Origin of the sequence: Bradyrhizobium erythrophlei (assembly GCF_042430365.1) — a bacterium.
GTDB classification, from domain to species: domain Bacteria; phylum Pseudomonadota; class Alphaproteobacteria; order Rhizobiales; family Xanthobacteraceae; genus Bradyrhizobium; species Bradyrhizobium erythrophlei.
Window position 1 is genome coordinate 7,844 of sequence record NZ_JBHMET010000163.1, and the last position, 21,945, is coordinate 29,788.

24 protein-coding genes are annotated in these 21,945 nt (G+C 64.4%); 15 read left to right on the forward strand and 9 right to left on the reverse strand.

Annotated features, from left to right (window positions below):
• Nucleotides 1-161: 161 nt before the first annotated feature.
• From ACFFWD_RS24950 to ACFFWD_RS24960, 3 genes are all read right to left on the reverse strand, one after another.
• Nucleotides 162-473 (reverse strand): hypothetical protein, encoded by a 312-nt coding sequence (locus tag ACFFWD_RS24950; protein ID WP_376969555.1) that lies wholly within the window; start codon nt 471-473, stop codon nt 162-164.
• 364 nt (nt 474-837) lie between these two features.
• Nucleotides 838-1,509: a molybdenum cofactor guanylyltransferase MobA gene (mobA, locus tag ACFFWD_RS24955; RefSeq protein WP_376969557.1), complete on the reverse strand. Its 672-nt coding sequence runs from the start codon at nt 1,507-1,509 to the stop codon at nt 838-840.
• Nucleotides 1,454-2,344, reverse strand: a complete 891-nt coding sequence (locus ACFFWD_RS24960) for a formate dehydrogenase accessory sulfurtransferase FdhD (RefSeq protein ID WP_376969559.1) — start codon at nt 2,342-2,344, stop codon at nt 1,454-1,456. The genes mobA and ACFFWD_RS24960 overlap by 56 nt, the downstream gene beginning before the upstream one ends.
• 198 nt (nt 2,345-2,542) lie before the next feature.
• On the opposite strand from ACFFWD_RS24960, the gene mobB reads away from it, so the two are divergent.
• The 5 genes from mobB to ACFFWD_RS24985 all read left to right on the forward strand — a co-directional run bounded on the left by mobB (nt 2,543) and on the right by ACFFWD_RS24985 (nt 7,002).
• Nucleotides 2,543-3,070 (forward strand): molybdopterin-guanine dinucleotide biosynthesis protein B, encoded by a 528-nt coding sequence (gene mobB, locus ACFFWD_RS24965; protein ID WP_376969561.1) that lies wholly within the window; start codon nt 2,543-2,545, stop codon nt 3,068-3,070.
• A gap of 9 nt (nt 3,071-3,079) precedes the next feature.
• Nucleotides 3,080-4,333 carry a molybdopterin molybdotransferase MoeA gene (locus ACFFWD_RS24970; protein WP_376969563.1) on the forward strand — a complete coding sequence of 418 codons (1,254 nt, stop codon included), beginning with the start codon at nt 3,080-3,082 and terminating at the stop codon, nt 4,331-4,333.
• 56 nt (nt 4,334-4,389) lie between these two features.
• Nucleotides 4,390-4,656 (forward strand): sulfurtransferase TusA family protein, encoded by a 267-nt coding sequence (locus ACFFWD_RS24975; protein ID WP_376969565.1) that lies wholly within the window; start codon nt 4,390-4,392, stop codon nt 4,654-4,656.
• Nucleotides 4,657-4,978: 322 nt separating this feature from the next.
• Nucleotides 4,979-6,631 carry an OFA family MFS transporter gene (locus ACFFWD_RS24980; RefSeq protein WP_376969567.1) on the forward strand — a complete coding sequence of 551 codons (1,653 nt, stop codon included), beginning with the start codon at nt 4,979-4,981 and terminating at the stop codon, nt 6,629-6,631.
• A 92-nt stretch (nt 6,632-6,723) separates the two neighbouring features.
• Nucleotides 6,724-7,002 carry a hypothetical protein gene (locus ACFFWD_RS24985; RefSeq protein WP_376969569.1) on the forward strand — a complete coding sequence of 93 codons (279 nt, stop codon included), beginning with the start codon at nt 6,724-6,726 and terminating at the stop codon, nt 7,000-7,002.
• 76 nt (nt 7,003-7,078) lie between these two features.
• Here the strand turns inward: ACFFWD_RS24985 and ACFFWD_RS24990 are convergent, their stop codons facing one another.
• On the reverse strand, nt 7,079-7,675 hold the full coding sequence (locus tag ACFFWD_RS24990; RefSeq protein WP_376969571.1) for a hypothetical protein: 597 nt from the start codon (nt 7,673-7,675) through the stop codon (nt 7,079-7,081).
• A 346-nt stretch (nt 7,676-8,021) separates the two neighbouring features.
• Between ACFFWD_RS24990 and ACFFWD_RS24995 the strand changes: the two genes are divergently transcribed.
• The 6 genes from ACFFWD_RS24995 (at nt 8,022) to ACFFWD_RS25020 (ending at nt 14,073) form a co-directional block, all read left to right on the forward strand.
• Nucleotides 8,022-9,728 carry an NADH-ubiquinone oxidoreductase-F iron-sulfur binding region domain-containing protein gene (locus ACFFWD_RS24995; protein ID WP_376969573.1) on the forward strand — a complete coding sequence of 569 codons (1,707 nt, stop codon included), beginning with the start codon at nt 8,022-8,024 and terminating at the stop codon, nt 9,726-9,728.
• Nucleotides 9,725-12,490, forward strand: coding sequence for a formate dehydrogenase subunit alpha (gene fdhF / locus ACFFWD_RS25000; protein WP_376969575.1), 2,766 nt, complete (start codon nt 9,725-9,727; stop codon nt 12,488-12,490). Before ACFFWD_RS24995 ends, fdhF begins: the two co-directional genes overlap by 4 nt.
• 255 nt (nt 12,491-12,745) lie before the next feature.
• Entirely contained in the window at nt 12,746-12,940 is a 195-nt protein-coding gene (locus ACFFWD_RS25005) for a hypothetical protein (RefSeq protein WP_376969577.1), read from the forward strand.
• A gap of 61 nt (nt 12,941-13,001) precedes the next feature.
• Entirely contained in the window at nt 13,002-13,460 is a 459-nt protein-coding gene (locus ACFFWD_RS25010) for a PAS domain-containing protein (RefSeq protein ID WP_376969579.1), read from the forward strand.
• A 165-nt stretch (nt 13,461-13,625) separates the two neighbouring features.
• Entirely contained in the window at nt 13,626-13,901 is a 276-nt protein-coding gene (locus ACFFWD_RS25015) for a hypothetical protein (RefSeq protein WP_376969581.1), read from the forward strand.
• Between the two features lies 1 nt (nt 13,902).
• A complete protein-coding gene (locus ACFFWD_RS25020; protein ID WP_376969583.1) occupies nt 13,903-14,073 on the forward strand; it encodes a hypothetical protein in 171 nt (56 codons plus the stop codon).
• An 84-nt stretch (nt 14,074-14,157) separates the two neighbouring features.
• On the opposite strand, the gene dapA is transcribed toward ACFFWD_RS25020, so the two are convergent.
• The 5 genes from dapA to ACFFWD_RS25045 form a co-directional block, all read right to left on the reverse strand.
• Nucleotides 14,158-15,069, reverse strand: coding sequence for a 4-hydroxy-tetrahydrodipicolinate synthase (gene dapA / locus ACFFWD_RS25025; RefSeq protein WP_376969585.1), 912 nt, complete (start codon nt 15,067-15,069; stop codon nt 14,158-14,160).
• A 15-nt stretch (nt 15,070-15,084) separates the two neighbouring features.
• On the reverse strand, nt 15,085-15,498 hold the full coding sequence (locus tag ACFFWD_RS25030; protein ID WP_376969587.1) for a hypothetical protein: 414 nt from the start codon (nt 15,496-15,498) through the stop codon (nt 15,085-15,087).
• A 42-nt stretch (nt 15,499-15,540) separates the two neighbouring features.
• Entirely contained in the window at nt 15,541-15,813 is a 273-nt protein-coding gene (locus ACFFWD_RS25035; RefSeq protein ID WP_376969589.1) for an HAD family hydrolase, read from the reverse strand.
• 115 nt (nt 15,814-15,928) lie between these two features.
• Complete coding sequence (locus ACFFWD_RS25040; protein WP_376969591.1) at nt 15,929-16,129, reverse strand: hypothetical protein; 201 nt, start codon at nt 16,127-16,129, stop codon at nt 15,929-15,931.
• An 87-nt stretch (nt 16,130-16,216) separates the two neighbouring features.
• Nucleotides 16,217-16,681: a hypothetical protein gene (locus ACFFWD_RS25045; RefSeq protein ID WP_376969593.1), complete on the reverse strand. Its 465-nt coding sequence runs from the start codon at nt 16,679-16,681 to the stop codon at nt 16,217-16,219.
• Nucleotides 16,682-17,154: 473 nt separating this feature from the next.
• Between ACFFWD_RS25045 and ACFFWD_RS25050 the strand changes: the two genes are divergently transcribed.
• The 4 genes from ACFFWD_RS25050 (at nt 17,155) to ACFFWD_RS25065 (ending at nt 21,923) form a co-directional block, all read left to right on the forward strand.
• Complete coding sequence (locus ACFFWD_RS25050; RefSeq protein WP_016846764.1) at nt 17,155-17,244, forward strand: K(+)-transporting ATPase subunit F; 90 nt, start codon at nt 17,155-17,157, stop codon at nt 17,242-17,244.
• Between the two features lie 117 nt (nt 17,245-17,361).
• Nucleotides 17,362-19,065: a potassium-transporting ATPase subunit KdpA gene (gene kdpA, locus ACFFWD_RS25055; protein ID WP_376969597.1), complete on the forward strand. Its 1,704-nt coding sequence runs from the start codon at nt 17,362-17,364 to the stop codon at nt 19,063-19,065.
• A 23-nt stretch (nt 19,066-19,088) separates the two neighbouring features.
• Nucleotides 19,089-21,203 (forward strand): potassium-transporting ATPase subunit KdpB, encoded by a 2,115-nt coding sequence (gene kdpB / locus ACFFWD_RS25060; RefSeq protein WP_376969599.1) that lies wholly within the window; start codon nt 19,089-19,091, stop codon nt 21,201-21,203.
• A 114-nt stretch (nt 21,204-21,317) separates the two neighbouring features.
• The gene (locus ACFFWD_RS25065; protein WP_376969601.1) at nt 21,318-21,923 is read left to right on the forward strand and encodes a K(+)-transporting ATPase subunit C; all 606 of its coding nucleotides are present in this window, start codon (nt 21,318-21,320) and stop codon (nt 21,921-21,923) included.
• The last annotated feature ends 22 nt before the right edge of the window (nt 21,924-21,945 follow it).

Consider the following 21,945-nt stretch of genomic DNA (forward strand, 5'->3'; position numbering starts at 1 on the left):
CAGCGCCCCTCAAGCGGGTGAGACGGGCGGATTCGTGCCACTGATTTGCCCGTCGAGGGAAGAGGAATATTTGCCCGTCGGGTTGATTTGTCGCACCCTGGCCCGGTTCGGATGGGACATCGATTGCGCTTCGGACAAGGTCGGCGGCCGTCGTGTTCCGGTCAGTGCCGGACGGTCCCCTCCACGAACTCCTGCACGGAGCGTGGCACTTCATCGTACTCGACCATGCGGCGCCGGAGCTCATCGGCAATGTCCTTGGTCACGTCGCGAGACCATCCTTCGGCAGTGTTGAAGGCCACGATGCGGACCGGGTGGCTGTACTGGTCGTCCAAAAGACGGCGGATCAGCGTCTTCCGGTCGGTGCCTTCCTCATCCGTTTCGCACCAGGCCCGGCCGAGTCTGCCAAAGTCGTTCAGCACCAAATAGGTGTCATGGTCCGCTTGTTGCGGCACGATCGACGGCGAACGCGGCATGCGCGAAACTCCGCTGCGGCGAATGCATGGAACATTACCGTGTTCCTGTCGTAGCGTGTAGAGAGCCCTGGTTGGAAAATTCGAGGTATATCAACCGGGTGATAGGGATCGACGGACAAGCGGATTTTGTGGCTGGAACCGAAACCTCACTAGCATTTGTGAATTGAAGAAGCGGGGCTTCGCAGCGATGCGAGGCGAGCCATGTACTCCATAGAGCCGATAGATGCGTTTCTAACTGTTGCCACGCTAGGCACCGCGGTTCTGATCGAGATCGGGGTCTTCATCCTCCTGGGGTTGATCTGAAGGGAGACGGCCTCTCCAGTTGGTGGCTCTTGCTGCAAGAATTTCCGAAGTCGTAGCGCTTCTATTTGTCGGCCCCGTCCAGCGCCGCGAGCCGCTCGGCCTCGGCGATGTCATCCATCGTATTGGCGTTGAAGAAGGGATCGAGCGGTGTCGTCGGCCAGGTCACGGTGGCGAGCCGGTAGCGTGCGGTCCAGCGGTCGATCTTCCTGACGTCCTCGACGACAAGGGCGTGGCGCAATTCGTCGCGCAAGCCGACGCTCCACAGCCCGATCACCGGATGCGACTGCCCGCCGGAGGCCGCGACCGCCAGCTCGGCCTTCTCTGCGATGAGCGACTGATGCAGCCGGGCGACCAGATCGCGCGGCAGGAACGGGCAGTCGGCGGCCGCGCTCAGCAGCAGCGACACGTCAGGCCGGTTCGTCGCGACCCAGTCGAGCGCGGCGAGAATGCCGGCGAGCGGGCCCGGGAAATCGGCGACGCCGTCGGCGACAACAGGCAGTCCGAACGCGGCAAAGCGCGCGGGATCGCCATTGGCGTTGAGGATCAGGCGATCGCATTGCGGCGTCAGCCGCGCAATCACGCGCTCCAGGATGGTGCGCCCGCCGATCGTGCGCATCGGCTTGTCGCCGCCGCCCATGCGGCGGGCGAGGCCGCCGGCCAGCAGGACGCCAGGAATATCAATCGTCACGCGCTTCGCCCTTGCGTTTGTGGCGCGCCGATTCCTCCTCGACATAGTCGAGGTTCTGGTCGAACACGATGCGCTCTTGCCCGGACAACGCGATGAAGCGTTTGCCGCGCGTGCGGCCGACCAGCGTCAACCCGACCTGGCGCGCCAGCTCGACGCCCCAGGCGGTGAAGCCCGAGCGCGATACCAGGATCGGAATCCCCATCCGCACTGTCTTGATCACCATTTCCGAGGTCAGCCGTCCGGTGGTGTAGAGGATCTTGTCCGCTGGATCGACGCCGTGGCGGTAGATCCAGCCGGCGATCTTGTCGACGGCATTATGGCGGCCGACGTCCTCGGTGTAGCAGACCGGCGTGCCTTCCTTGCACAGCACGCAGCCGTGGATCGCCCCGGCCTCGAGATAGAGCGAGGGCATGGTGTTGATCGCCTGCGTCATCTGGTAGAGCCAGGAGGTGCGTAGCTCGGCCTTCGGCAGCGCGACGCTTTCGACCGCTTCGAGCAGATCACCGAACGCGGTGCCCTGCGCGCAGCCCGAGGTCTGGGTGCGCTTCTTGAGCTTCTGCTCGAAATTGGTGTGGTGCTCGGTGCGGACGACCACGACCGCGAGGTCGTCGTGATATTCGACCTCGGTGACGACGTCGTCGTATTTCAGCATGTTCTGGTTCAGGAGATAGCCGAGCGCCAGGTATTCCGGATAGTCGCCGATCGTCATCATGGTGACGATCTCCTGCGCATTGAGGTAAAGCGTCAGCGCCCGCTCGACCGGCACCTTGATCTCGACCCGGGCCCCGGTCTGGTCGGTGCCCAGGACGCGCTCGGTCAGGCGCGGATCGTCCGGATTGGGGACGATCAGGGGGGCGGGGGCCTTCTCCATTTTCATCATGTCGGTCAGGCTAGCATGACAAGGGCTCAGAGCCGATATAAGCATGTTGGAACTGAATTGAAATCCGGGCCAAGACCGTCATTGCGAGCGCAGCGAAGCAATCCATCTATCCGCCCGTGAAGGCATGGATTGCTTCGTCGCTTCGCTCCTCGCAATGACGGGGAACGAGCAGGTTCCGGTAGAGGAATGAGATTGGCAATGAAAGTGATTGGCCTCGCGGGATGGAGCGGTGCGGGCAAGACCACCTTGCTGTCGCGGGTGATCCCGTATCTGCTTGGCCGGGGCCTGCGGGTCTCCGTGATCAAGCACGCCCATCACGAGTTCGATGTCGACATCCCGGGCAAGGATTCCTGGGTGCACCGGAAATCCGGCGCGACCGAGGTTCTGGTGTCCTCGACGCGGCGCTGGGCGCTGATGCACGAACTGCGCGGCGCAAGCGAGCCGCGCCTGCCGGAACTGCTGGCAAAGATGGCACCGGTCGATCTCGTCGTGGTCGAGGGCTTCAAGCGCGAGCACCTCAACAAGATCGAGGTGCATCGCGCAGCCAACGGCAAGCCGCTGCTGTTCCCCGAGGACGCCGATGTGGTGGGGATCGCGAGCGACGTTGCGATTGAAACCACGCTGCCGGTGGCCCATCTCGATGATGTCGAAGCGGTCGCCACGCTGATGCTGCGCGCTGCCATTCCCGTCGACGACATATTGGCAACGGCTTCCGCCGAAAGCTGAAGAGGCACGATGGCGCAATTGTCCGACGATTGCTTTGCCTTTGGCGGGCCGATGATGTCGGTCGACGAGGCCGTGCGCCTGATCGCCACGCGCGTCACGAAAGTGGCTGAGATCGAGACCGTCCCGCTTGCCGCGGCCGACGGCCGTGTTCTCGCCGCCGACATTGCGGCGCCGCTGCCATTGCCGCCGTTCACCAATTCGGCGGTCGACGGCTATGCGGTCGCAAGCCGCGATCTGCCTGACCGCGATGCGCAGGCGTTTCCGCTGTCCGGCCGTGTGCAGGCCGGTGCATCGGCGCAAACGGCGGTCAAGCAGGGTGAGGCGATGCGCATCTTCACCGGTGCGCCGATGCCCGACGGCGCCGACACCGTCTTCATGCAGGAGGACGTCGAGTTCGACGGCGACAAGGTCGTCCTGCCTGCGGGATTGAAGGCGGGCGCCAATGTGCGCCCCGCGGGCGAGGACATTCCGCTGGGGCATCCCGCGTTGAAAGCCGGCCAGCGCCTGCGGCCGCAGGATGTCGCGGTTGCGGCGGCGTTCGGCCTGACCGAGCTTGCCGTCGTCAGGCGGCTGCGCGTCGCGGTGTTCTCCTCCGGCGACGAGTTGGTGTCTCCGGGCGAGCGCCGCGCACCGCCGCAGCTGTTCGACTCCAACCGTTTCATGCTGATGGCGATGCTGCACAGGCTCGGTTGCGACGTCAGCGATCTCGGGATCTTGCGTGACGAACGCACTACGCTTGCCGCCGCGCTGCGGAAGGCAGCCGGCGCCCATGACCTGATCGTCACCTCGGGCGGCGTTTCGACCGGCGAGGAGGATCACGTCAAGGCGGGCGTCGAAGCGGTCGGCAAGCTCGTGCTGTGGCGGATGGCGATCAAGCCGGGGCGGCCGGTCGCGATGGGCGTGATCGAGGGCACGCCGTTCATCGGCCTGCCGGGCAATCCGGTGGCAAGCTTCGTGACCTTCGTTCACGTCGTGCGACCAACCGTGCTGGCGCTGATGGGTGCACGACAGGAGCCATTCATTCCGATGCCGGTGCGCGCGGCCTTCACCTACAAGAAGAAGATCGCGCGCCGCGAATATGTCCGCGTCACCTTGCGCAAGGCGGCGGGTGGCGCGCTCGAAGCGGTCAAATTCCCGCGCGAGGGCGCCGGCCTCCTGTCGTCGCTGGTCGACACCGACGGGCTGGTCGAACTGGGCGAGCAGGTGACGCTGGTTGAGCCCGGCCAGACAGTCGGCTTCCTGTCCTATGCGACGCTGGTCTAGAGAGGATCGGTAGCTCAGTCGTTGACGATGCCGTGCCGCTTCGCCATGTTCGAACCATGACCACGACAAAGCTCGACCTCACCGGATTGAAATGCCCGTTGCCCGCGTTGAAGACGCGCAAGGCGCTCAAGGGCGTGACGCCGGGAGATTTCCTGGAGGTGCACTGCACCGATCCACTGTCGATCATCGACATTCCTGCCCTCATTCAGGAGACCGGCGACAAGGTCGAGATCACCGAGCGAAGCGAGATTCGCATCGTGTTCCTGATCGAGAAAACAAATGGGACGATAGGCAAACCCAATGCTGCGTCGCCGCGTGCCTGACACCGCGGTTGATCCGACCTTTTACCTATCGACACCCATTCCACCTTCTGCGCCAATTGATAATCTCCGCCAAGCTGCGGAGATGCAGCCGTGCCCGGAAGAGGCGCGCAATCGTCGAGGGTGGGCCAGTTTCCAGACTAGGCCGCGTGATCGGGCATATCCGGTCGCGCCGAGGGATACACTTCCGGAATGCGCGTGGTGGTCCCAGCGCATGCAGGGAAGCTTGTGGCGCAACACCGTGACGGTTGCGTCGCAAGAGGCTTAGACGGGATCGATGACGCAGACCCGCTGCATATGAGGGCGGGCTGCAGGGAGGATTTCAATGACGACGATGAGCAGCGCCGGAAGCGTCTCTGCGGCAGGCGCAGGTTTCCTCGACAAGGAGCGGACAATCGCCGCCGCCGGCTTCAACCGCTGGCTGGTGCCGCCCGCAGCACTTTGCATCCACCTCTGCATCGGCATGGCCTACGGCTTCTCGGTGTTCTGGCTGCCGTTGTCGCGCGCGATCGGATTGAGCGCGCCGAAGGCATGCCCGGACATTTCGCTGGTCCAGGAATTGTTCACCACCAGCTGCGACTGGAAGGTCGCGAGCCTCGGGTGGATGTACACGCTGTTCTTCGTGTTGCTCGGCGTCTCCGCTGCGATCTGGGGCGGCTGGCTCGAGAAGGTCGGGCCGCGCAAGGCCGGTTTCGTCGCGGCGCTTTGCTGGGCCGGCGGCCTCGTGATCGGCGCGCTGGGCGTCTACACGCACCAGCTCTGGCTGATGTGGCTCGGCTCGGGCGTGATCGGCGGCGTCGGTCTTGGTCTCGGCTACATCTCGCCAGTGTCGACGCTGGTGAAATGGTTTCCTGACCGCCGCGGCATGGCGACCGGCATGGCGATCATGGGCTTTGGCGGCGGCGCCATGATCGGTGCGCCGCTCGCCAATCTGCTGATGAACTATTTCAAGACGTCGACCTCGGTCGGTGTCTGGGAAACCTTCCTGGCCATGGGCGTGATCTATTTCGTGTTCATGATGATCGGCGCGTTCCGCTACCGCATCCCGCCGAGCGGCTGGCAACCCGAGGGTTGGACGCCGCCGGCGAAGGCCAATGCGATGATCTCGACCAAGAACGTGCACCTGAAGGACGCGCACAAGACGCCGCAATTCTGGCTGATCTGGTGGGTGCTCTGCCTGAACGTGTCGGCCGGCATCGGCGTGATCGGCATGGCTTCGCCGATGCTGCAGGAGATCTTCGCAGGCAAGCTGATCGGGCTGCCCGACGTCGGCTTCAACCAGCTCTCGGCGGAGCAGAAGGCGACCATCGCGGCGATCGCGGCGGGCTTCGCCGGATTGTTGTCGCTGTTCAACATCGGAGGCCGCTTCTTCTGGGCCTCGCTGTCGGACAAGATCGGCCGCAAGAACACCTACTACACGTTCTTCATCCTCGGCATCGCGCTCTACGCGCTGGCGCCGACCTTTGCGGCGATGGGCTCGAAGCTCTTGTTCGTGCTCGGCTTCGGCATCATCCTCTCGATGTATGGCGGTGGCTTCTCTACGGTGCCGGCCTATCTCGCCGACATGTTCGGCACGCAGTTCGTCGGCGCCATCCACGGCCGGTTGCTGACGGCGTGGTCGACCGCCGGCATCATCGGTCCGGTGGTGGTGAACTACATCCGCGAATTCCAGCTGGCCGCCGGCGTGCCGCGCGACCAGCTCTACAACACCACGATGTACATCCTCTGCGCCATGCTGATCGCAGGCCTGATCTGCAACTACCTGATCAAGCCGGTCGATCCGAAGTGGCACATGAGCGATGCCGAGGTGGCCAAACTGCAGGCGGCAACGACGACTGCGGGTGCTGCGACGACGGGATCGTTCGGCATCGGCAAAGGCGGTCTCGACGGACGTGCCGCGCTATTCTGGCTCTTTGTCGGCATTCCGCTCGCCTGGGGCGTCTGGAAGACGCTGGAGAGCGCGGTCAAGATCCTCTGACCTCGCATTATGCGATCCGCGGGACGGTGAGCCTCGAGCCTCGTCCCGCTTCGCCTTTTCAATTCAACGAATGGATCAAGGAATTCTCCCACATGTTTCGTACCGGACCCTGCCTCGCCGCCGTGCTGCTTCTCGCCGGCACGCTCCATACGGCGTCGGCCCAGACCGCCGCGCCGGCCGCACCGGCGCCTGCTTCGACCGAGGCCAAGCCGTCGAAGATGAAGCTCACCGCCGAGAGGCTGAAGGACATGAAAGCCAAGTGGAGCGCCAACAAGACGAGGTTCAAGGCCTGTCGCGCCGAGGTGAAGTCCAAGGGCCTCGCCGGCGACGACCGCTGGTTCTACATCGAAGACTGCATGGGCAAGAGCTGAGACGCCCGATCCCGCTGCCGATCCGGGCGGGCGTCGACCAGGCGCCGCTCTGGAAGAGCGGCGCCGCGGCCGACGCTCACGGCTGCGACCAGCCTCCGTTCCGATAAAGCCGCGTGGCGCTGTTCACGAGGGTGAGGTCGATCTCGACGGCGTTCGGAATGCGCTGCTGCACGAACACGGCACCCTGGACGACGACTTGCTGGAACCAGACCAGCACCTTGTCCGCCGGTGTGAGCACAGTATCGCCCGGTACAACGACCTGCGGGGTTACGAAGATTGGCGTCACGATTTGAGCGCCATCGATGCCGGTCGAGATGCAGCGAAGGCCGGGATGGATGGCGCCGAACCGGTTGATCAAGGTGATGCCGTCGAGCGGGCCACCCGTAGCGGGCGGTCCGAAGATGCCACTCTCCGCCAGCACGGCTTGCTCGCCGGGGCGGATCCCCAGAGTCGTGCCGATGCGCACCACTTCGCCGGGGGTAACCGAGTTGCTGGCGAATAGCTCATACTTCGGAGAGTAGGTGAATCGATTGGAGGTGAGAAAGCCGCCGGAGGCCCGCCACACGACGTTGTAGATATCGTTGACCTTCCTCGCGAAGCACAGCTGGTTTGCATTGGCCTTGAGAAACGTGACGTCTTGCTGGGCAATCTCGATTTGTACGGTCTTCTGCACTGTCTCCGACATTGCAGGTCCCTTTCATTTTTCCAGATCGTCGCGCGGCAACTTTAGACATCACCATCATGCAGGAACAATCTAGGATCGCAAATGGCGGCGGTTCAATTTTGATGCGTGGAATCGATACGGATGCGCAATCGCAGCATGTGTTGGCTTTATTGATCTTGGGATGGTTTCCCGCTCTCATTCGCGGTGAAAAGACCGGGGATCGGCCGGGGCCGTCGTCCGTTAAATCATTGGCGACGTGCCAGTATAAGTTCTTTGGAACGCTTCGAATTTTGTTGGCATCTGGTATGCCAAAGCGTTACAGTGTTGATCTGACAGCGAGAACGAGACGCCTCTTATGACGACGCATGACGCGCATCAGGTCCGTAATTTCGAGCATCCCGGCGCGGGGCGGAAGCGGGCCAAGGCCACCCCCAAGGGCCGCCAGGTCGACCCTGCCGCCGCCCACGAGGTCGAGTTGTTGCTCGGCGACCGGCCGCGGCAGCGCGACATGCTGGTCGAATATCTGCACCTGATCCAGGACCGCTATCACCAGATCTCGGCGGCGCATCTCGCGGCGCTGGCCGACGAGATGCGGCTGTCATTCGCCGAGGTGTTCGAGACCGCGACCTTCTACGCGCATTTCGATGTGGTGAAGGAAGGCGAGCCTGACATCGCGCCGCTGACGATCCGCGTCTGCGATTCGCTGACCTGTGCGATGCTGGGCGCGGAGAAGCTGCTGGATGAGTTGCAGAGTGCGGCCGGCCCCGGCATCCGCGTGGTGCGTGCGCCCTGCGTCGGCCGCTGCGACACCGCGCCCGCCGCTGAGGTCGGCCACAACTTTGTCGATCACGCCACCGTCGACAACGTGCTGGCGACGGCGAAGGCGGGCGACACCCACGCGCATTTGCCCGACTACATCGGCTACGACGCCTACGTCGCGGATGGCGGCTACAGGCTGCTCAACCGCCTGCGTTCGGGCGAGCTTGCGCGCGAAGACCTGCTGAAGGCGCTCGACGATGCGAGCCTGCGCGGGCTCGGCGGCGCGGGCTTTCCGACCGGGCGCAAATGGCGCGCGGTGCTGGGGGAGCCCGGTCCGCGGCTGATGGCGATCAATGGCGACGAGGGCGAGCCCGGCACGTTCAAGGATCGCTACTATCTCGAGACTGACCCGCACCGCTTCATCGAGGGCATGCTGATCGGCGCGCATGTGGTGGAGGCGTCCGACGTCTACATCTACATCCGCGACGAATATCCGGCATCGCGCGAGATCCTCACGCGCGAGATCGCGAAGCTGCCCGCCGGCGGGCCGAAGCTGCATATGCGCCGCGGCGCCGGCGCCTATATCTGCGGCGAGGAATCCTCGCTGCTCGAGAGCCTCGAGGGCAAGCGCGGGTTGCCGCGGCACAAGCCGCCTTATCCGTTCCAGGTTGGCCTGTTCGGCCTGCCGACCCTGATCAACAATATCGAGACGTTGTGGTGGGTGCGCGACATCGTCGAGAAGGGCGCCGAGTGGTGGAAGGGCCACGGCCGCCACGAACGCTATGGCCTGCGCAGCTTCTCGGTCTCCGGGCGGGTGAAGAACCCCGGCATGAAGCTCGCGCCCGCAGGCATCACGGTGCGCGAATTGATCGACGAATATTGCGGCGGCATGGCCGACGGCCACACCTTCCATGCCTATCTGCCGGGCGGCGCGTCGGGCGGCATCCTGCCGGCCACGATGGGCGACATCCCGCTCGATTTCGGCACGCTGGAGAAATACGGCTGCTTCATCGGCTCGGCCGCGATCGTGATCCTGTCGCAAGCCGACAGCGTCAAGCTGGCGGCACTGAATCTGATGCGCTTCTTCGAGGACGAGAGCTGCGGCCAGTGCACGCCGTGCCGCGTCGGCACCCAGAAGGCGGCGCAGTTGATGGAACGGCCGGTCTGGAATCGCGCGCTGCTCGAAGAACTGAGCCAGGCGATGCGCGATGCCTCGATCTGCGGTCTCGGGCAGGCCGCCTCCAATCCGGTGACATCAGTGATCAAATACTTTCCCGACGAGTTCAAGGAAGCTGCCGAATGACGAAAATCACGTTCGAGCTCGACGGCAAGCAGGTCGAGGCCAATCCGGGCGAGACCATCTGGCAGGTTGCAAAGCGCCAGGGCCAGGAGATTCCGCATCTCTGCTACTCGCCGGCGCCGGACTACCGGCCCGACGGCAATTGCCGCGCCTGCATGGTCGAGATTGAGGGCGAGCGCGTGCTGGCGGCATCCTGCAAGCGCACACCGTCCGTCGGCATGAAGGTCAAGACCGAGAGCGCGCGGGCGCTCGCGGCGCAGAAGATGGTGATGGAGCTTCTGGTCGCCGACCAGCCGGCGCGCGAGACCTCGCACGATCCGGACTCGAAGTTCTGGCACTGGGCCGAGAAGACCGGCGTCACCGAAAGCCGCTTCCCGGCGGCCGAGCGCTGGGCCACCGACGCCAGCCATCCGGCGATGCGGGTCAATCTCGACGCCTGCATCCAGTGCGGCCTCTGCGTGCGCGCCTGCCGCGAGGTCCAGGTCAACGACGTCATCGGCATGGCGTATCGCAATCACCATGCCAAGATCGTGTTCGACTTCGACGATCCGATGGGCGAATCCACCTGCGTTGCCTGCGGCGAATGCGTGCAGGCCTGCCCGACCGGCGCGCTGATGCCGGCGGTGATGCTCGACGACAAGCAGACCCGCGTCACCTATCCCGACCGGAAGGTGGATTCGCTCTGTCCTTATTGCGGCGTCGGCTGCCAGGTCACCTATGAGGTCAAGGACGAGAAGGTGATCTACGCCGAGGGCCGCGACGGTCCGGCCAACCACAACCGGCTCTGCGTCAAGGGCCGCTTCGGCTTCGACTACATCCACCACCCCAACCGTCTGACCAAGCCGCTGGTGCGGCTGCCCAACGTCAGGAAGGACGCCAACGACCAGGTCGATCCGGCCAATCCCTACACCCACTTCCGCGAGGCAACGTGGGAGGAGGCGCTGGACATCTCGGCACGCGGGTTGAAGACAATCCGCGACGAGAAGGGCGTCAAGGCGCTCGCCGGCTTCGGCTCGGCCAAAGGCTCGAATGAAGAAGCCTATCTGTTCCAGAAGCTGGTGCGCACCGGCTTCGGCTCCAACAATGTCGATCACTGCACGCGGCTGTGCCACGCCTCGTCGGTGGCGGCGCTGTTCGAAGGTTTGAGTTCGGGTGCGGTGTCGGCACCGTTCGCGGCGGCCATGGATGCCGAAGTGATCTGGGTGATCGGCGCCAACCCGACGGTGAACCATCCGGTCGCCGCAACCTACATCAAGAACGCTGCAAAGAACGGCGCAAAACTCTTCGTCTTGGATCCGCGCCGGCAGGCGCTGTCGCGTCACGCGACGAAGCATTTGCAGTTCAAGCCGGGCTCCGACGTCGCCATGCTGAATGCGATGATCAACACGATCATCACCGAAGGCCTGACCGACGACCAGTACATTGCGGGTTACACCGAGGGCTTTGAGGACCTGAAGGAGAAGATCAAGGAGTTCACGCCGGAGAAGATGGCGCCGATCTGCGGCGTTCCGGCGGAAACCCTGCGCGAGGTGGCGCGGACCTATGCGACCGCGAAATCCTCGATCATCTTCTGGGGCATGGGCATCAGCCAGCATGTCCACGGCACCGACAATGCGCGCTGCCTGATCGCGCTCGCGCTGATCACCGGCCAGGTCGGCCGGCCCGGCACCGGACTGCATCCGCTGCGCGGCCAGAACAACGTGCAGGGCGCGTCCGACGCCGGCCTGATCCCGATGTTCCTGCCCGACTACCAGCCCGTCGGGCGCGACGACATGCGGGCGAATTTCGAGAAACTATGGGACCAGGACCTCGATCCCGTGCGCGGCCTGACCGTGGTCGAGATCATGGACGCGATCCACGCCGGCCAGATCAAGGGCATGTACATCGAGGGTGAGAACCCGGCGATGTCCGATCCCGATCTCCAGCATGCGCGCGAAGCGCTCGCCATGCTCGATCATCTCGTGGTGCAGGATCTCTTCGTCACCGAGACCGCGTTCCACGCCGACGTCATCCTGCCGGCCTCTGCGTTCGCGGAAAAGGACGGCTCGTTCACCAACACCGATCGCCGCGTGCAGCTCGCGCGCCAGGTGATCAAGCCGCCGGGCGACGCCCGGCAGGATCTCTGGATCATCCAGGAGATCGGCAAGCGCATGGGGCTGCCGTGGAATTATTCAGGTCCCGGCGATGTCTACACCGAGATGGCGCAGCTCATGCCGTCGCTCAAGAACATCAGTTGGGAACGGCTGGTGCGCGAAGGCGCCGTCACCTATCCGGCTGACGATCCGAACAAGCCCGGCAATGAGATCATCTTCACCACCGGCTTCCCGACCGCGAGCGGCCGCGGCAAGATCGTGCCGGCCAAGGTGGTCCCGCCGGACGAGCTGCCGGACGACGAATACCCGATGGTGCTCTCCACGGGGCGCGTGCTCGAGCACTGGCACACCGGCTCGATGACACGCCGCGCATCCGTGCTCGACCAGATCGAGCCGGAGGCGGTGGCCTTCATGTCGCCGAAGGACATGCGGAAGATGAAGCTGTGGCCGGGCGATTTCATCCGGCTCCAGACCCGCCGCGGCGCGGTCGAGGTCAAGGTGCGCTCCGACCGCGATGTGCCGGAGAACATGGTGTTCATGCCGTTCTGCTATGCCGAGGCCGCAGCGAACCTGCTGACCAATCCGGCGCTCGATCCGTTCGGCAAGATCCCGGAATTCAAGTTCTGCGCGGTGCGCGCCGAGAAGGCCGAACTCCGTTCTGCGGCGGAGTGATCGCCGCCGTCGTCGTGGTCGAGCGTCATGTTGCCTGGCCCGTTGACCTGCGGCGGCGCCGAACCGCGCGTGGCCTTTGGAAGGCCGATACGAAAATCAAGTAAGCAACTCTGTCGCATTGCTGCAAAAAACATTGAGGCGCCTGACATCGGGAAGGCGCTAAGGCTATCCTGTTCGCTTTGATGGAGACGGGGACGACCAACAGTCCAAGTCAAAGCGGTGAGTAGGCTCTGAGTCAGCGATGGAGGCGCAGCCATGTCGCGTCATCACAAGATGCCCCCGATTCCGCCCGCCAACCGAAGCCCCAAGGGAACGGGTGGAGGAGTGGAAGTCAAACAGGACACGTCATCGACGAAGAAAGTGAGCAACCTTGCCGAGCAAGGCGACACGGCCAACATCAAGCAAAACACGACGAATGCCGGGTATTTCAAAGGCCGTCGGGCTGGATAGATAGCCAAGCACGGGTCGCCCTGAGAAGCTGCCCAAGTCATTCCGCGGAGGGGAGGTCGCTTTGGCTGCCTCGGGCGGCGACATTCCGATACCATCACAATCGCGTCAGGGCACACCGGGTTTATTTGCGCGTTCGCTGCGGAACAGCTATCGCCACCCGGAAATGCGACAAGCCTTGCGGGTGTTCGGAATGGATCAGCACGCAATCATTATCGCCAATGCCGACGGCGTCATTCAGCTCTGGAGCGCGGGCGCGGTGTCCCTGTTCGGCCACGACGCAGCGAATGCCGTCGGCAGGAAACTCGATCTCGTCATACCCCAGGAATTTCGCGACCTGCATTGGAAGGGGTTTGGCCACGCAATGAAAATGGCCGCCGTGAACGGCGAAGGTGCGTTCTTCGACATACCGGGTCTCTGCAACGGCGAAGTCAGGACATTGCGCGGGCAGCTTCACGTGCTGCGCGACGAAGGCAAGGCGGCAATCGGGGCCATGGCGATCTTCACGCCGAAAGGCGCGTAAGGCGCCTGCGCGCCGGAGTCGGCCCGCCCTGACTCTCGAGCCGGTCGGCCTTTATGCCGCTTCTATACGGCACGGGCCCCGGCTATCTCGAATTCCTACCTCCTTCCCTGCATCTTTCTGGATGACGCGGCACGCGAGCGCGCGCCGCCAACAGGAAGACGGGACATGAGCTTGCTCTATTCACACGAAGTCCGGCTGCGCGGCACGGCCCGCGTCGGGCGTTTCACGCTGAGGCGGGCGATCAAGCGGATTGGCGCCGCGTTCCGGATGGTCCACCGCGCGATTGCCGAGGCGAAGATCCACCGCCTCCGCAACGAGCTGCTGCTGCATCGCGGCCACGAGGATTTTGCGCGGATGAATGTCCACAGCGGCCTCCTCGGTGAGGACGCATCGCGATATCCGCGCCAGCCGGTGGTGCTCGGCGAGAAATGGGACTGCTGAGATGCGGCTGCATTCATCGGCCGGCATCTCCGTCCTGCTGCGGTCAGCCACCGCTGCGCTGCTCAAATGGCTCGGCCGGCTCGGCAACGAGCCGGTCAGGGCTTATCGGCCCGAGGCGCACTATATGCGCGGTCCCGGGCCGGCGTGGCGAGCCAAGCATCAACAGCACTAAGTCCGGATGATGAGGCTTCACCTCTCCCGCAAGCAAGCGGGGGAGGTGGCCAAGCCCCAAGGCCGATACAATTCGGCCTCGCCCTCATTGTGCGGCGGCCAAATACTCATCGGCGAGGCCGCCAACGGCGTGCGCGACGTCGGCCTTCGCCGATGCGTCCAGTTGCACGATCGGCAGGCGCGTCGCCGGGTGCATGAAGCCCAGCAGCGACAAGGCAAATTTCAACGCGGCGGGATGATCCTGCTCGAGCAGGGTTGCGAGCGGCACCAGCCGCTGGTGCTGGTCACGCGCCGGCTGCAACCGCCCCTCAAGGAAGCTCGCATGAACCGCCGCGCACAGGTCAGGCGCGACGTTCGACACGGCGGAGACGCAGCCATGGCCGCCGGCGGCAAGGTAAGCGAGCGATGTCGTGTCGTCGCCCGACAGCAGGCGAAAGCCGGCCGGCAGGTGTGATCGCAAGCGGATCAGGCGGCCGATGTCGCCGCTGCCGTCGCGCAGGCCGACGAATTGCGCCGACGCCGCGAGCTCCACGAGCGTGTCGTCCGGCAGGCCGCGCACCGTGCGCGACGGGATGTCGTGCAGGATCACGGGCAGGGCGGTGGCGGCGGCGACGGCGCGGAAATGTGCCGCGATGCCCGCTGGCATCGGCTTGTTGTAGTAGGGCACGACCGACATCACGGCGTCCGCACCGGCCGCTTCCGCGGCCTGCGCGAGCGCGATCGCTTTCGCGGTCCCGTTCGATCCGGCGCCGGCGACGATCCGCACGCGCCCGGCGGCGACGTCGACGGCGATGCGGACCAGCCGCTCATGCTCGTCAGGTGAGAGCGTGGCGCTTTCGCCCGCTGTCTCGCCGACCAGGAGCGCCGTGGCGCCGGCCGTGATCTGGCGCTGGCACAGCCGGCCGAACGCTGTTTCGTCGATTCCGCCCCGCTCGGTGAAAGGTGTCGGAAGGTCCGGGATGTAGCCCGAGAGCCATTCGCTTTTGATGTCGTTCATGTCCCGAAGCCCACGTCAGAAATTGCCGGGCCTGACATCGCCGCGCGATGCAAGGCCTCGCCATAACCCATCGCGCGGCTTGCGTATCCCGGCGGTGGCTGCGGAATCGACGTCCAGTGCGCTGACAAGGGCGCGTTTCAGACGCGCATCGTCGATATCAGCCAGGAACTGGCGGAGCTTGCCATCGTTGGGGGCGCTTCGTCCGAGGATCGCAGCGCAGAGATCGGTGCTGGTCTTGCGGAAAAAGCTGAAGTGTCGCTGTTCGTCGTGCCTGCCGCCGCGGTCGATCTCGCTGGCAATCGCCATCACGTTCAGTCGATCGGCGTTGTCCCGGGTCACGGCGAAGCGCAGGAGGGCCAACTGCCAGGCGCGCAGCATCCTGTGGTGCCATTCGGCCGAATCCTGCACGTCCGGATCCTGGGCTCCCATGTGCGATGCCTTCTCGCGTTTGCCGTGTGGGGGGCCGGTCGCTCAGGCCAGGCGTCGTGTGCCAGGCGTCCGTGAGGGGGCGGCGGCACGAGTCGCGCGCCGCATGTCGAGCTCGATCTCGCGGGACAGCTCGACGATCATTTCGGGGTGTTGGCCGTTCTCGAAGAGCGCGTATTTGATGGCCTGGGCGCGGTTGACGAACAGGCCGCCATAGAGGCCGTTCTGCTCCTGGGCGACCCATTGGCCGCGCCGGTTGCGGCCGATGAAGATGATGGAAGAGGCCGCGCTGCACGAGGGAGGTTCGACGAGTTTCACGTTGGTCAGTCCTTCTTGTCAAAGTCACGCGTTCAATGTCGCGATCGCCGGATATGAAATCGAGCGCGTGCGACGGCCAACGTCATAGGAGAGGCATAGGAGTGCGGGGCGGATCTTAGAAGTGCTGGACGATGCCGGATGTGAGCGCGCACAGCGCGACATAGGCGGTCATCTCGTCCCAGTGATTCAGGACAGCGGCGAACGGCGGTTCACGCTTGACGGCGCCGATCACGCCGCAGAGCAGCGCGGACATCCACAACAGCGCGACCAGGCCCCTGCCGAAACCGACGCTGGCGAACGCGGCGAAGCCGACCATGATCGCGATCCGGAATCCAAATCGGATAAGGACCTGTGCCGACTGCAACTGTTGTGGAAGATCGCTTGCTTTCACGGCAGTGCCGCGTCAGCCGAAATTGTCAACGCAGACAGGCTCGCAGAGTGAGCCGGCAACGCGGCGGACCCCCGGGACGCTGGTCCGCGTCTCCGGTGCGCTGATCTGCTGGGCCTCGACGAAGGCACTGAGGATCGCCAGCGCGAGGTCTTTGTGGTGGGTCTCGATCGACTGGTCGAGCCAGTCGGGTAGCTCACGCTCGCGCGACAGCGCGCAGTGCCACTCGCCCTCGTCATAGACGAGGCGGCGGACCTGCCACTGCGGCAGCTCCAGATCGATCAGCGCCAGCGCGGCATCGGTCCAGGCGCCCGACTGGATCAGTCGCTCGATATGGGCGGTCTTGCCGCGCTGTCCCATCGACGGGAAGCGCCGGCAGCTCTGGCTGACAATGTCGGCCATGAATTCGGCCGTCACCGTATCGGCATCGCGTAGCCGGTCGCCGAGCGGGGCGGGGGGATTTTCTGACAGCAGTGACATGGCGTCATCTCGTATCGACCGCGGCCCAACACATTGGCCGCCCGCCCAAAATGGCCGGACCGCCATTTGAAAACGAGATGGGGCGAGGGGCGGAGATATAGGGATTCCATAAAGGTGGAACCGTGATCAGTAGATCAGTAGGGTGGGCAAAGCGATAGCGTGCCCACCATCTCTTGCACGGCGCTTGATGGTGGGCACGTCGCTAGCGCTCCTTTGCCCACCCTACGATCTCCCGGTCTGCGCAGGCCTTTATACGATTCCTATAACGTCCTTATTCGCTACATCTCGAAAACCTATGCCCCGAGTGGCACCTCACGGCGATCCGGCGCGGGGTCGCTTATGCGGTTGCCAGCGGCCGACGACGCATAGGAGTTTCTCATGATGGACATTGTCATGGCGGCGCTTGCGGCCGGGCTGTTCGCGGCGGGCATCGGCTACGCCTACGCCTGCGAACGGCTCTAGGGGAGGCGGCGATGATCTTCGATTACTCGCTTGCCGGCCTCGTCTCGCTCGGCCTGCTGTTCTATCTCACCTACGCATTGCTGCGGCCTGAACGCTTCTAGGCCTCGCGATGCTCGCGCTTTGCAAGATCCTCGTCGCGGACGCGGTGCTGAATGGCCTGCTGCTCGGCACGTTGGCGCTGCTCCTGCGTTCCGCACCCATTCGAAAGGTTTGACGCGATGACCGTCATCGGCTGGATTCAAATTCTTCTTTACTGCGCGGTCGTGGTTGCGCTGGTCAAACCGCTCGGCTGGTACATGACCCGTGTCTTCAACGGTGAACGCACCTTCCTGTCGCCCGTGCTGCGCCCGCTCGAGCGTGGCATCTACTGGATCGGCGGCGTCGACGAGCGGCGCGAGCAGCATTGGCTGACCTATACGGTCGCCATGCTGCTGTTCCACGTCGGCGGCTTCTTCATCATCTACGGCCTGATGCGGCTGCAGGCGCTGCTGCCGTTCAACCCGGCCGGCCAATCCGCGGTCGCCGAGGATCTCTCCTTCAACACCGCGATCTCCTTCATCACCAACACCAACTGGCAGAACTACGGCGGCGAAAGCACGCTGTCCTATCTGGTCCAGATGCTCGGCCTGACCCACCAGAACTTCCTCTCGGCGGCGACCGGCATCGCGCTCGCGGTGGCGCTGATCCGCGGCTTCTCTCGCGCATCGATGCGCACCATCGGCAATTTCTGGGTCGACGTGACGCGCTGCACGCTCTACGTGCTGCTGCCGATTTGCGTGGTCTATGCGCTGTTCCTCGTCTCGCAGGGCATGCCGCAGACGCTCGGCGACTATGTCGAGGCAACCACGCTCGAAGGGGCCAAGCAGACCATCGCGATCGGGCCGGTTGCTTCGCAGATCGCGATCAAGATGCTTGGCACCAACGGTGGCGGCTTCTTCAACGCCAACGCCGCGCATCCTTTCGAGAACCCGACCGCGCTGTCGAACTTCGTGCAGATGATCTCGATCTTCGTGCTCGGCGCCGCGCTCACCAACGTGTTCGGCCGCATGGTCGGCAATCAGCGTCAGGGCTGGGCGATCCTTGCCGTGATGGGCGTCCTATTCATCTCGGGCGTCGCCATTACGTACTGGGCTGAAGCCAGCGGCACCACTGCGTTGCAGGCGCTCGGCCTGAGCGGCGGCAACATGGAGGGCAAGGAGGTCCGCTTCGGCATCGTTGCATCCTCGCTGTTCGCCGTCGTCACCACCGCCGCCTCCTGCGGCGCGGTCAATGCCATGCACGACAGCTTCACCGCGCTCGGCGGCATGATCCCGCTGATCAACATGCAGCTCGGCGAGATCATCGTCGGCGGCGTCGGCGCCGGCCTTTACGGCATGCTGCTGTTCGTCATCCTCGCGATCTTCGTCGCCGGCCTGATGGTCGGCCGCACCCCGGAATATGTCGGCAAGAAGATCGAGGCGCGCGAGGTCAAGATGGCGATGCTCGCGATCCTGGTGCTGCCGCTGATGTATCTCGGCTGGACCGCGGTCGCCGTGGTGCTGCCCTCGGCAGTGGCGTCGATGGCCAATGCCGGCCCGCACGGCTTCACCGAGGTGCTGTATGCCTATACGTCCTCGACCGGAAACAATGGCTCGGCCTTTGCGGGCCTGACCGGCAACACCTTCTTCTACAACCTGACGCTCGCCGTCTCGATGTTCGTCGGCCGCTTCTTTATGATCGTGCCGGCGATGGCGATCGCAGGGTCGCTGGCGGAGAAGAAGACCCATCCCCCGTCTGCCGGTACGCTCCCGACGACGGGTGGGCTGTTTGTCGGCCTTGTCGTCGGCGTCATCCTGATCATCGGCGGGCTGACCTTCTTCCCCGCGCTCGCGCTCGGGCCGATCGTCGAGCACCTCGCTGGCAACGCCAATACCCTGTTCTGATCGAATTGACTGGAGTGACATCCATGGAAACTATGAAACTGCAGAAGCAGGCGACGGCGTCGACCATGTTCGACCCGAGGATCCTGGTGCCGGCGACCTGGTCGGCCTTCGTCAAGCTCGATCCCCGGCTGATGGTGAAAAACCCGGTCATGTTCGTGGTCGAGATCGTCGCCGCGTTGACCACCGTGATCTTTATGCGCGACCTCGTGACCGGGGGTGCAAGCCTTGCATTCACGTTCCAGATCATCCTCTGGCTCTGGTTCACTGTGCTGTTTGCCAATTTCGCTGAGGCCGTTGCCGAAGGCCGCGGCAAGGCACAGGCGGAATCGCTGCGCAAGACCCGCACCGAGAGCCAGGCCAAGCTGTTGACCGGCACGGACCGGAGCTATCGCCTGGTACCGGGCACCTCGCTGAAGGTCGGCGACATCGTGCTGGTGGAAGCGGGCGACAACATCCCGTCCGACGGCGAAGTGATCGAGGGCGTCGCTTCCGTCAACGAGGCGGCCATCACAGGTGAATCGGCGCCTGTGATCCGCGAATCCGGCGGCGACCGCTCGGCGGTCACCGGCGGTACGCAGGTGCTGTCGGACTGGATCCGCGTCCGCATCACCGCGGCGCAGGGCTCGACCTTCATCGACCGCATGATCCGGCTGGTGGAAGGCGCCGAGCGGCAGAAGACACCAAACGAGATCGCGCTGAACATCCTGCTCGCGGGACTGACCATTATCTTCGTGTTCGCGACCGTGACGATTCCGAGCTATGCGGCCTATGCCGGCGGCTCGATCTCGGTCGTGATCTTGGTTGCGCTGTTCGTGACGCTGATCCCGACCACGATTGGCGCGCTGCTGTCGGCGATCGGCATCGCCGGCATGGATCGCCTGGTGCGTTTCAACGTGCTGGCGATGTCCGGCCGCGCGGTGGAAGCCGCCGGCGACGTCGATACGCTGTTGCTCGACAAGACCGGCACCATCACGCTCGGTAACCGCCAGGCGACCGCGTTCCGCCCGATCCGCGGCGTCAGCGAGCAGGAGCTGGCGGACGCAGCGCAGCTTGCTTCGCTCGCCGACGAGACGCCGGAGGGCCGTTCGATCGTGGTGCTGGCCAAGGAGAAATACGGCATCCGCGGTCGCGACATGCACGAGCTCGCTGCGACCTTCGTTCCGTTCACGGCGCAGACGCGCATGAGCGGCATCGATGCCGGAACTTCGTCGGTCCGCAAGGGGGCGGTCGACGCGATCCTGAACTATATCAACGGCGGGACCGCTTCGACGGTGGTCACTGGCAGCGCGGTTCGCGCCATCCAGGCGAACGTCAACACGGATGCCGCGCGCGAGCTGCAGGCGATTGCCGACGAGATCGCCAAGGCCGGCGGCACGCCGCTGGCGGTTGCCAAGGATGGCCGGTTGCTTGGCGTGATCCATCTCAAGGATATCGTCAAGGGCGGCATCCGCGAGCGCTTTGCCGAGCTGCGCCGCATGGGCATCCGTACCGTGATGATCACCGGCGACAACCCGATGACCGCGGCGGCGATCGCGGCGGAGGCCGGTGTCGACGACTTCCTGGCGCAGGCCACCCCTGAGGACAAGCTCAAGCTGATCCGCGACGAGCAGTCCAAGGGCAAGCTGGTTGCGATGTGCGGCGACGGTACCAACGACGCGCCGGCGCTCGCCCAGGCCGACGTCGGTGTCGCCATGAACACCGGCACCCAGGCGGCCCGCGAGGCCGGCAACATGGTCGACCTCGATTCCAACCCGACCAAGCTGATCGAGGTGGTCGAGATCGGCAAGCAACTCTTGATGACCCGCGGCGCGCTGACCACGTTCTCGATCGCCAACGACGTCGCGAAATACTTCGCGATCATCCCGGCGATGTTCCTCGCGTTCTATCCGCAGCTTACGGTGCTGAACATCATGCACCTGGCAAGCCCGCAGAGCGCGATCCTGTCGGCGATCATCTTCAACGCGCTGATCATCATCGCGCTGATTCCCTTAGCGCTGAAGGGCGTCAAGTATCGCGCGGTCGGGGCCGGTGCGCTACTCCGCCGTAACCTGATGATCTATGGCCTCGGCGGCATCATCATCCCCTTCATCGGCATCAAGGCGATCGACCTCGTGGTCGCCGCCTTGGGTCTGGCTTAACAAGAACCGTCATTGCGAGGAGCGAGGCGACGAAGCAATCCATCGATCCATGCTGTCGAACTATGGATTGCTTCGCTGCGCTCGCAATGACGGGATAAACTTCGGAGACTTACAATGCTCAGAGAAATCCGTCCCGCCATCATCGTCCTGGTCGCGCTGACCGCGATCACGGGCTTGGCCTATCCGCTCGCCATCACCGGGATCGCCGGCGTCATCTTCCCGAAGCAGGCCCAAGGCAGCCTGATCGAGAAGGATGGCAAGGTGATCGGCTCCGCCCTGATCGGGCAGGAGTTCAAGGAGGACAAGTATTTCCACGGCCGGCCGTCGGCGACGGTCGCGCCCGACCCGATCGATTCGAGCAAGACGGTGCCGGCGCCGTACAACGCGGCCAATTCCGGTGGCTCCAACCTCGGTCCAACCAGCAAGGCGCTGAATGACCGGGTCAAGGAGGATGTCGAGAAATTGAAGGCCGAGAACCCGTCCGCTGCGGTGCCGGTCGATCTCGTCACCACCTCGGGCAGCGGGCTCGATCCCGACATCTCGCCGGAGGCGGCGCTGTTCCAGGTACCGCGGGTCGCCAAGGCGCGGAATATCCCGGAAGACCGCATTCGCCAGTTGGTGACGCAGAACACGCAGACCCGCATTGCCGGCGTGCTGGGCGAGCCTCGCGTTAACGTTCTTGCGCTCAATCTGGCGCTGGACGGGACGGCTGCGAAATAGGGGTGTAGGCTCCATCTGACGG

Coding starts and splice junctions, on each gene's coding strand:
- ACFFWD_RS24950 (WP_376969555.1), bottom strand. CDS start 473: ATGCCGCGTTCGCCGTCGATCGTGCCGCAACAAGCGGACCATGACACC.
- mobA (WP_376969557.1), bottom strand. CDS start 1,509: ATGTCGAGGAGGAATCGGCGCGCCACAAACGCAAGGGCGAAGCGCGTG.
- ACFFWD_RS24960 (WP_376969559.1), bottom strand. CDS start 2,344: ATGATGAAAATGGAGAAGGCCCCCGCCCCCCTGATCGTCCCCAATCCG.
- mobB (WP_376969561.1), top strand. CDS start 2,543: ATGAAAGTGATTGGCCTCGCGGGATGGAGCGGTGCGGGCAAGACCACC.
- ACFFWD_RS24970 (WP_376969563.1), top strand. CDS start 3,080: ATGGCGCAATTGTCCGACGATTGCTTTGCCTTTGGCGGGCCGATGATG.
- ACFFWD_RS24975 (WP_376969565.1), top strand. CDS start 4,390: ATGACCACGACAAAGCTCGACCTCACCGGATTGAAATGCCCGTTGCCC.
- ACFFWD_RS24980 (WP_376969567.1), top strand. CDS start 4,979: ATGACGACGATGAGCAGCGCCGGAAGCGTCTCTGCGGCAGGCGCAGGT.
- ACFFWD_RS24985 (WP_376969569.1), top strand. CDS start 6,724: ATGTTTCGTACCGGACCCTGCCTCGCCGCCGTGCTGCTTCTCGCCGGC.
- ACFFWD_RS24995 (WP_376969573.1), top strand. CDS start 8,022: ATGACGACGCATGACGCGCATCAGGTCCGTAATTTCGAGCATCCCGGC.
- fdhF (WP_376969575.1), top strand. CDS start 9,725: ATGACGAAAATCACGTTCGAGCTCGACGGCAAGCAGGTCGAGGCCAAT.
- ACFFWD_RS25005 (WP_376969577.1), top strand. CDS start 12,746: ATGTCGCGTCATCACAAGATGCCCCCGATTCCGCCCGCCAACCGAAGC.
- ACFFWD_RS25015 (WP_376969581.1), top strand. CDS start 13,626: ATGAGCTTGCTCTATTCACACGAAGTCCGGCTGCGCGGCACGGCCCGC.
- ACFFWD_RS25020 (WP_376969583.1), top strand. CDS start 13,903: ATGCGGCTGCATTCATCGGCCGGCATCTCCGTCCTGCTGCGGTCAGCC.
- dapA (WP_376969585.1), bottom strand. CDS start 15,069: ATGAACGACATCAAAAGCGAATGGCTCTCGGGCTACATCCCGGACCTT.
- ACFFWD_RS25030 (WP_376969587.1), bottom strand. CDS start 15,498: ATGGGAGCCCAGGATCCGGACGTGCAGGATTCGGCCGAATGGCACCAC.
- ACFFWD_RS25040 (WP_376969591.1), bottom strand. CDS start 16,129: ATGGTCGGCTTCGCCGCGTTCGCCAGCGTCGGTTTCGGCAGGGGCCTG.
- ACFFWD_RS25045 (WP_376969593.1), bottom strand. CDS start 16,681: ATGTCACTGCTGTCAGAAAATCCCCCCGCCCCGCTCGGCGACCGGCTA.
- ACFFWD_RS25050 (WP_016846764.1), top strand. CDS start 17,155: ATGATCTTCGATTACTCGCTTGCCGGCCTCGTCTCGCTCGGCCTGCTG.
- kdpA (WP_376969597.1), top strand. CDS start 17,362: ATGACCGTCATCGGCTGGATTCAAATTCTTCTTTACTGCGCGGTCGTG.
- kdpB (WP_376969599.1), top strand. CDS start 19,089: ATGGAAACTATGAAACTGCAGAAGCAGGCGACGGCGTCGACCATGTTC.
- ACFFWD_RS25065 (WP_376969601.1), top strand. CDS start 21,318: ATGCTCAGAGAAATCCGTCCCGCCATCATCGTCCTGGTCGCGCTGACC.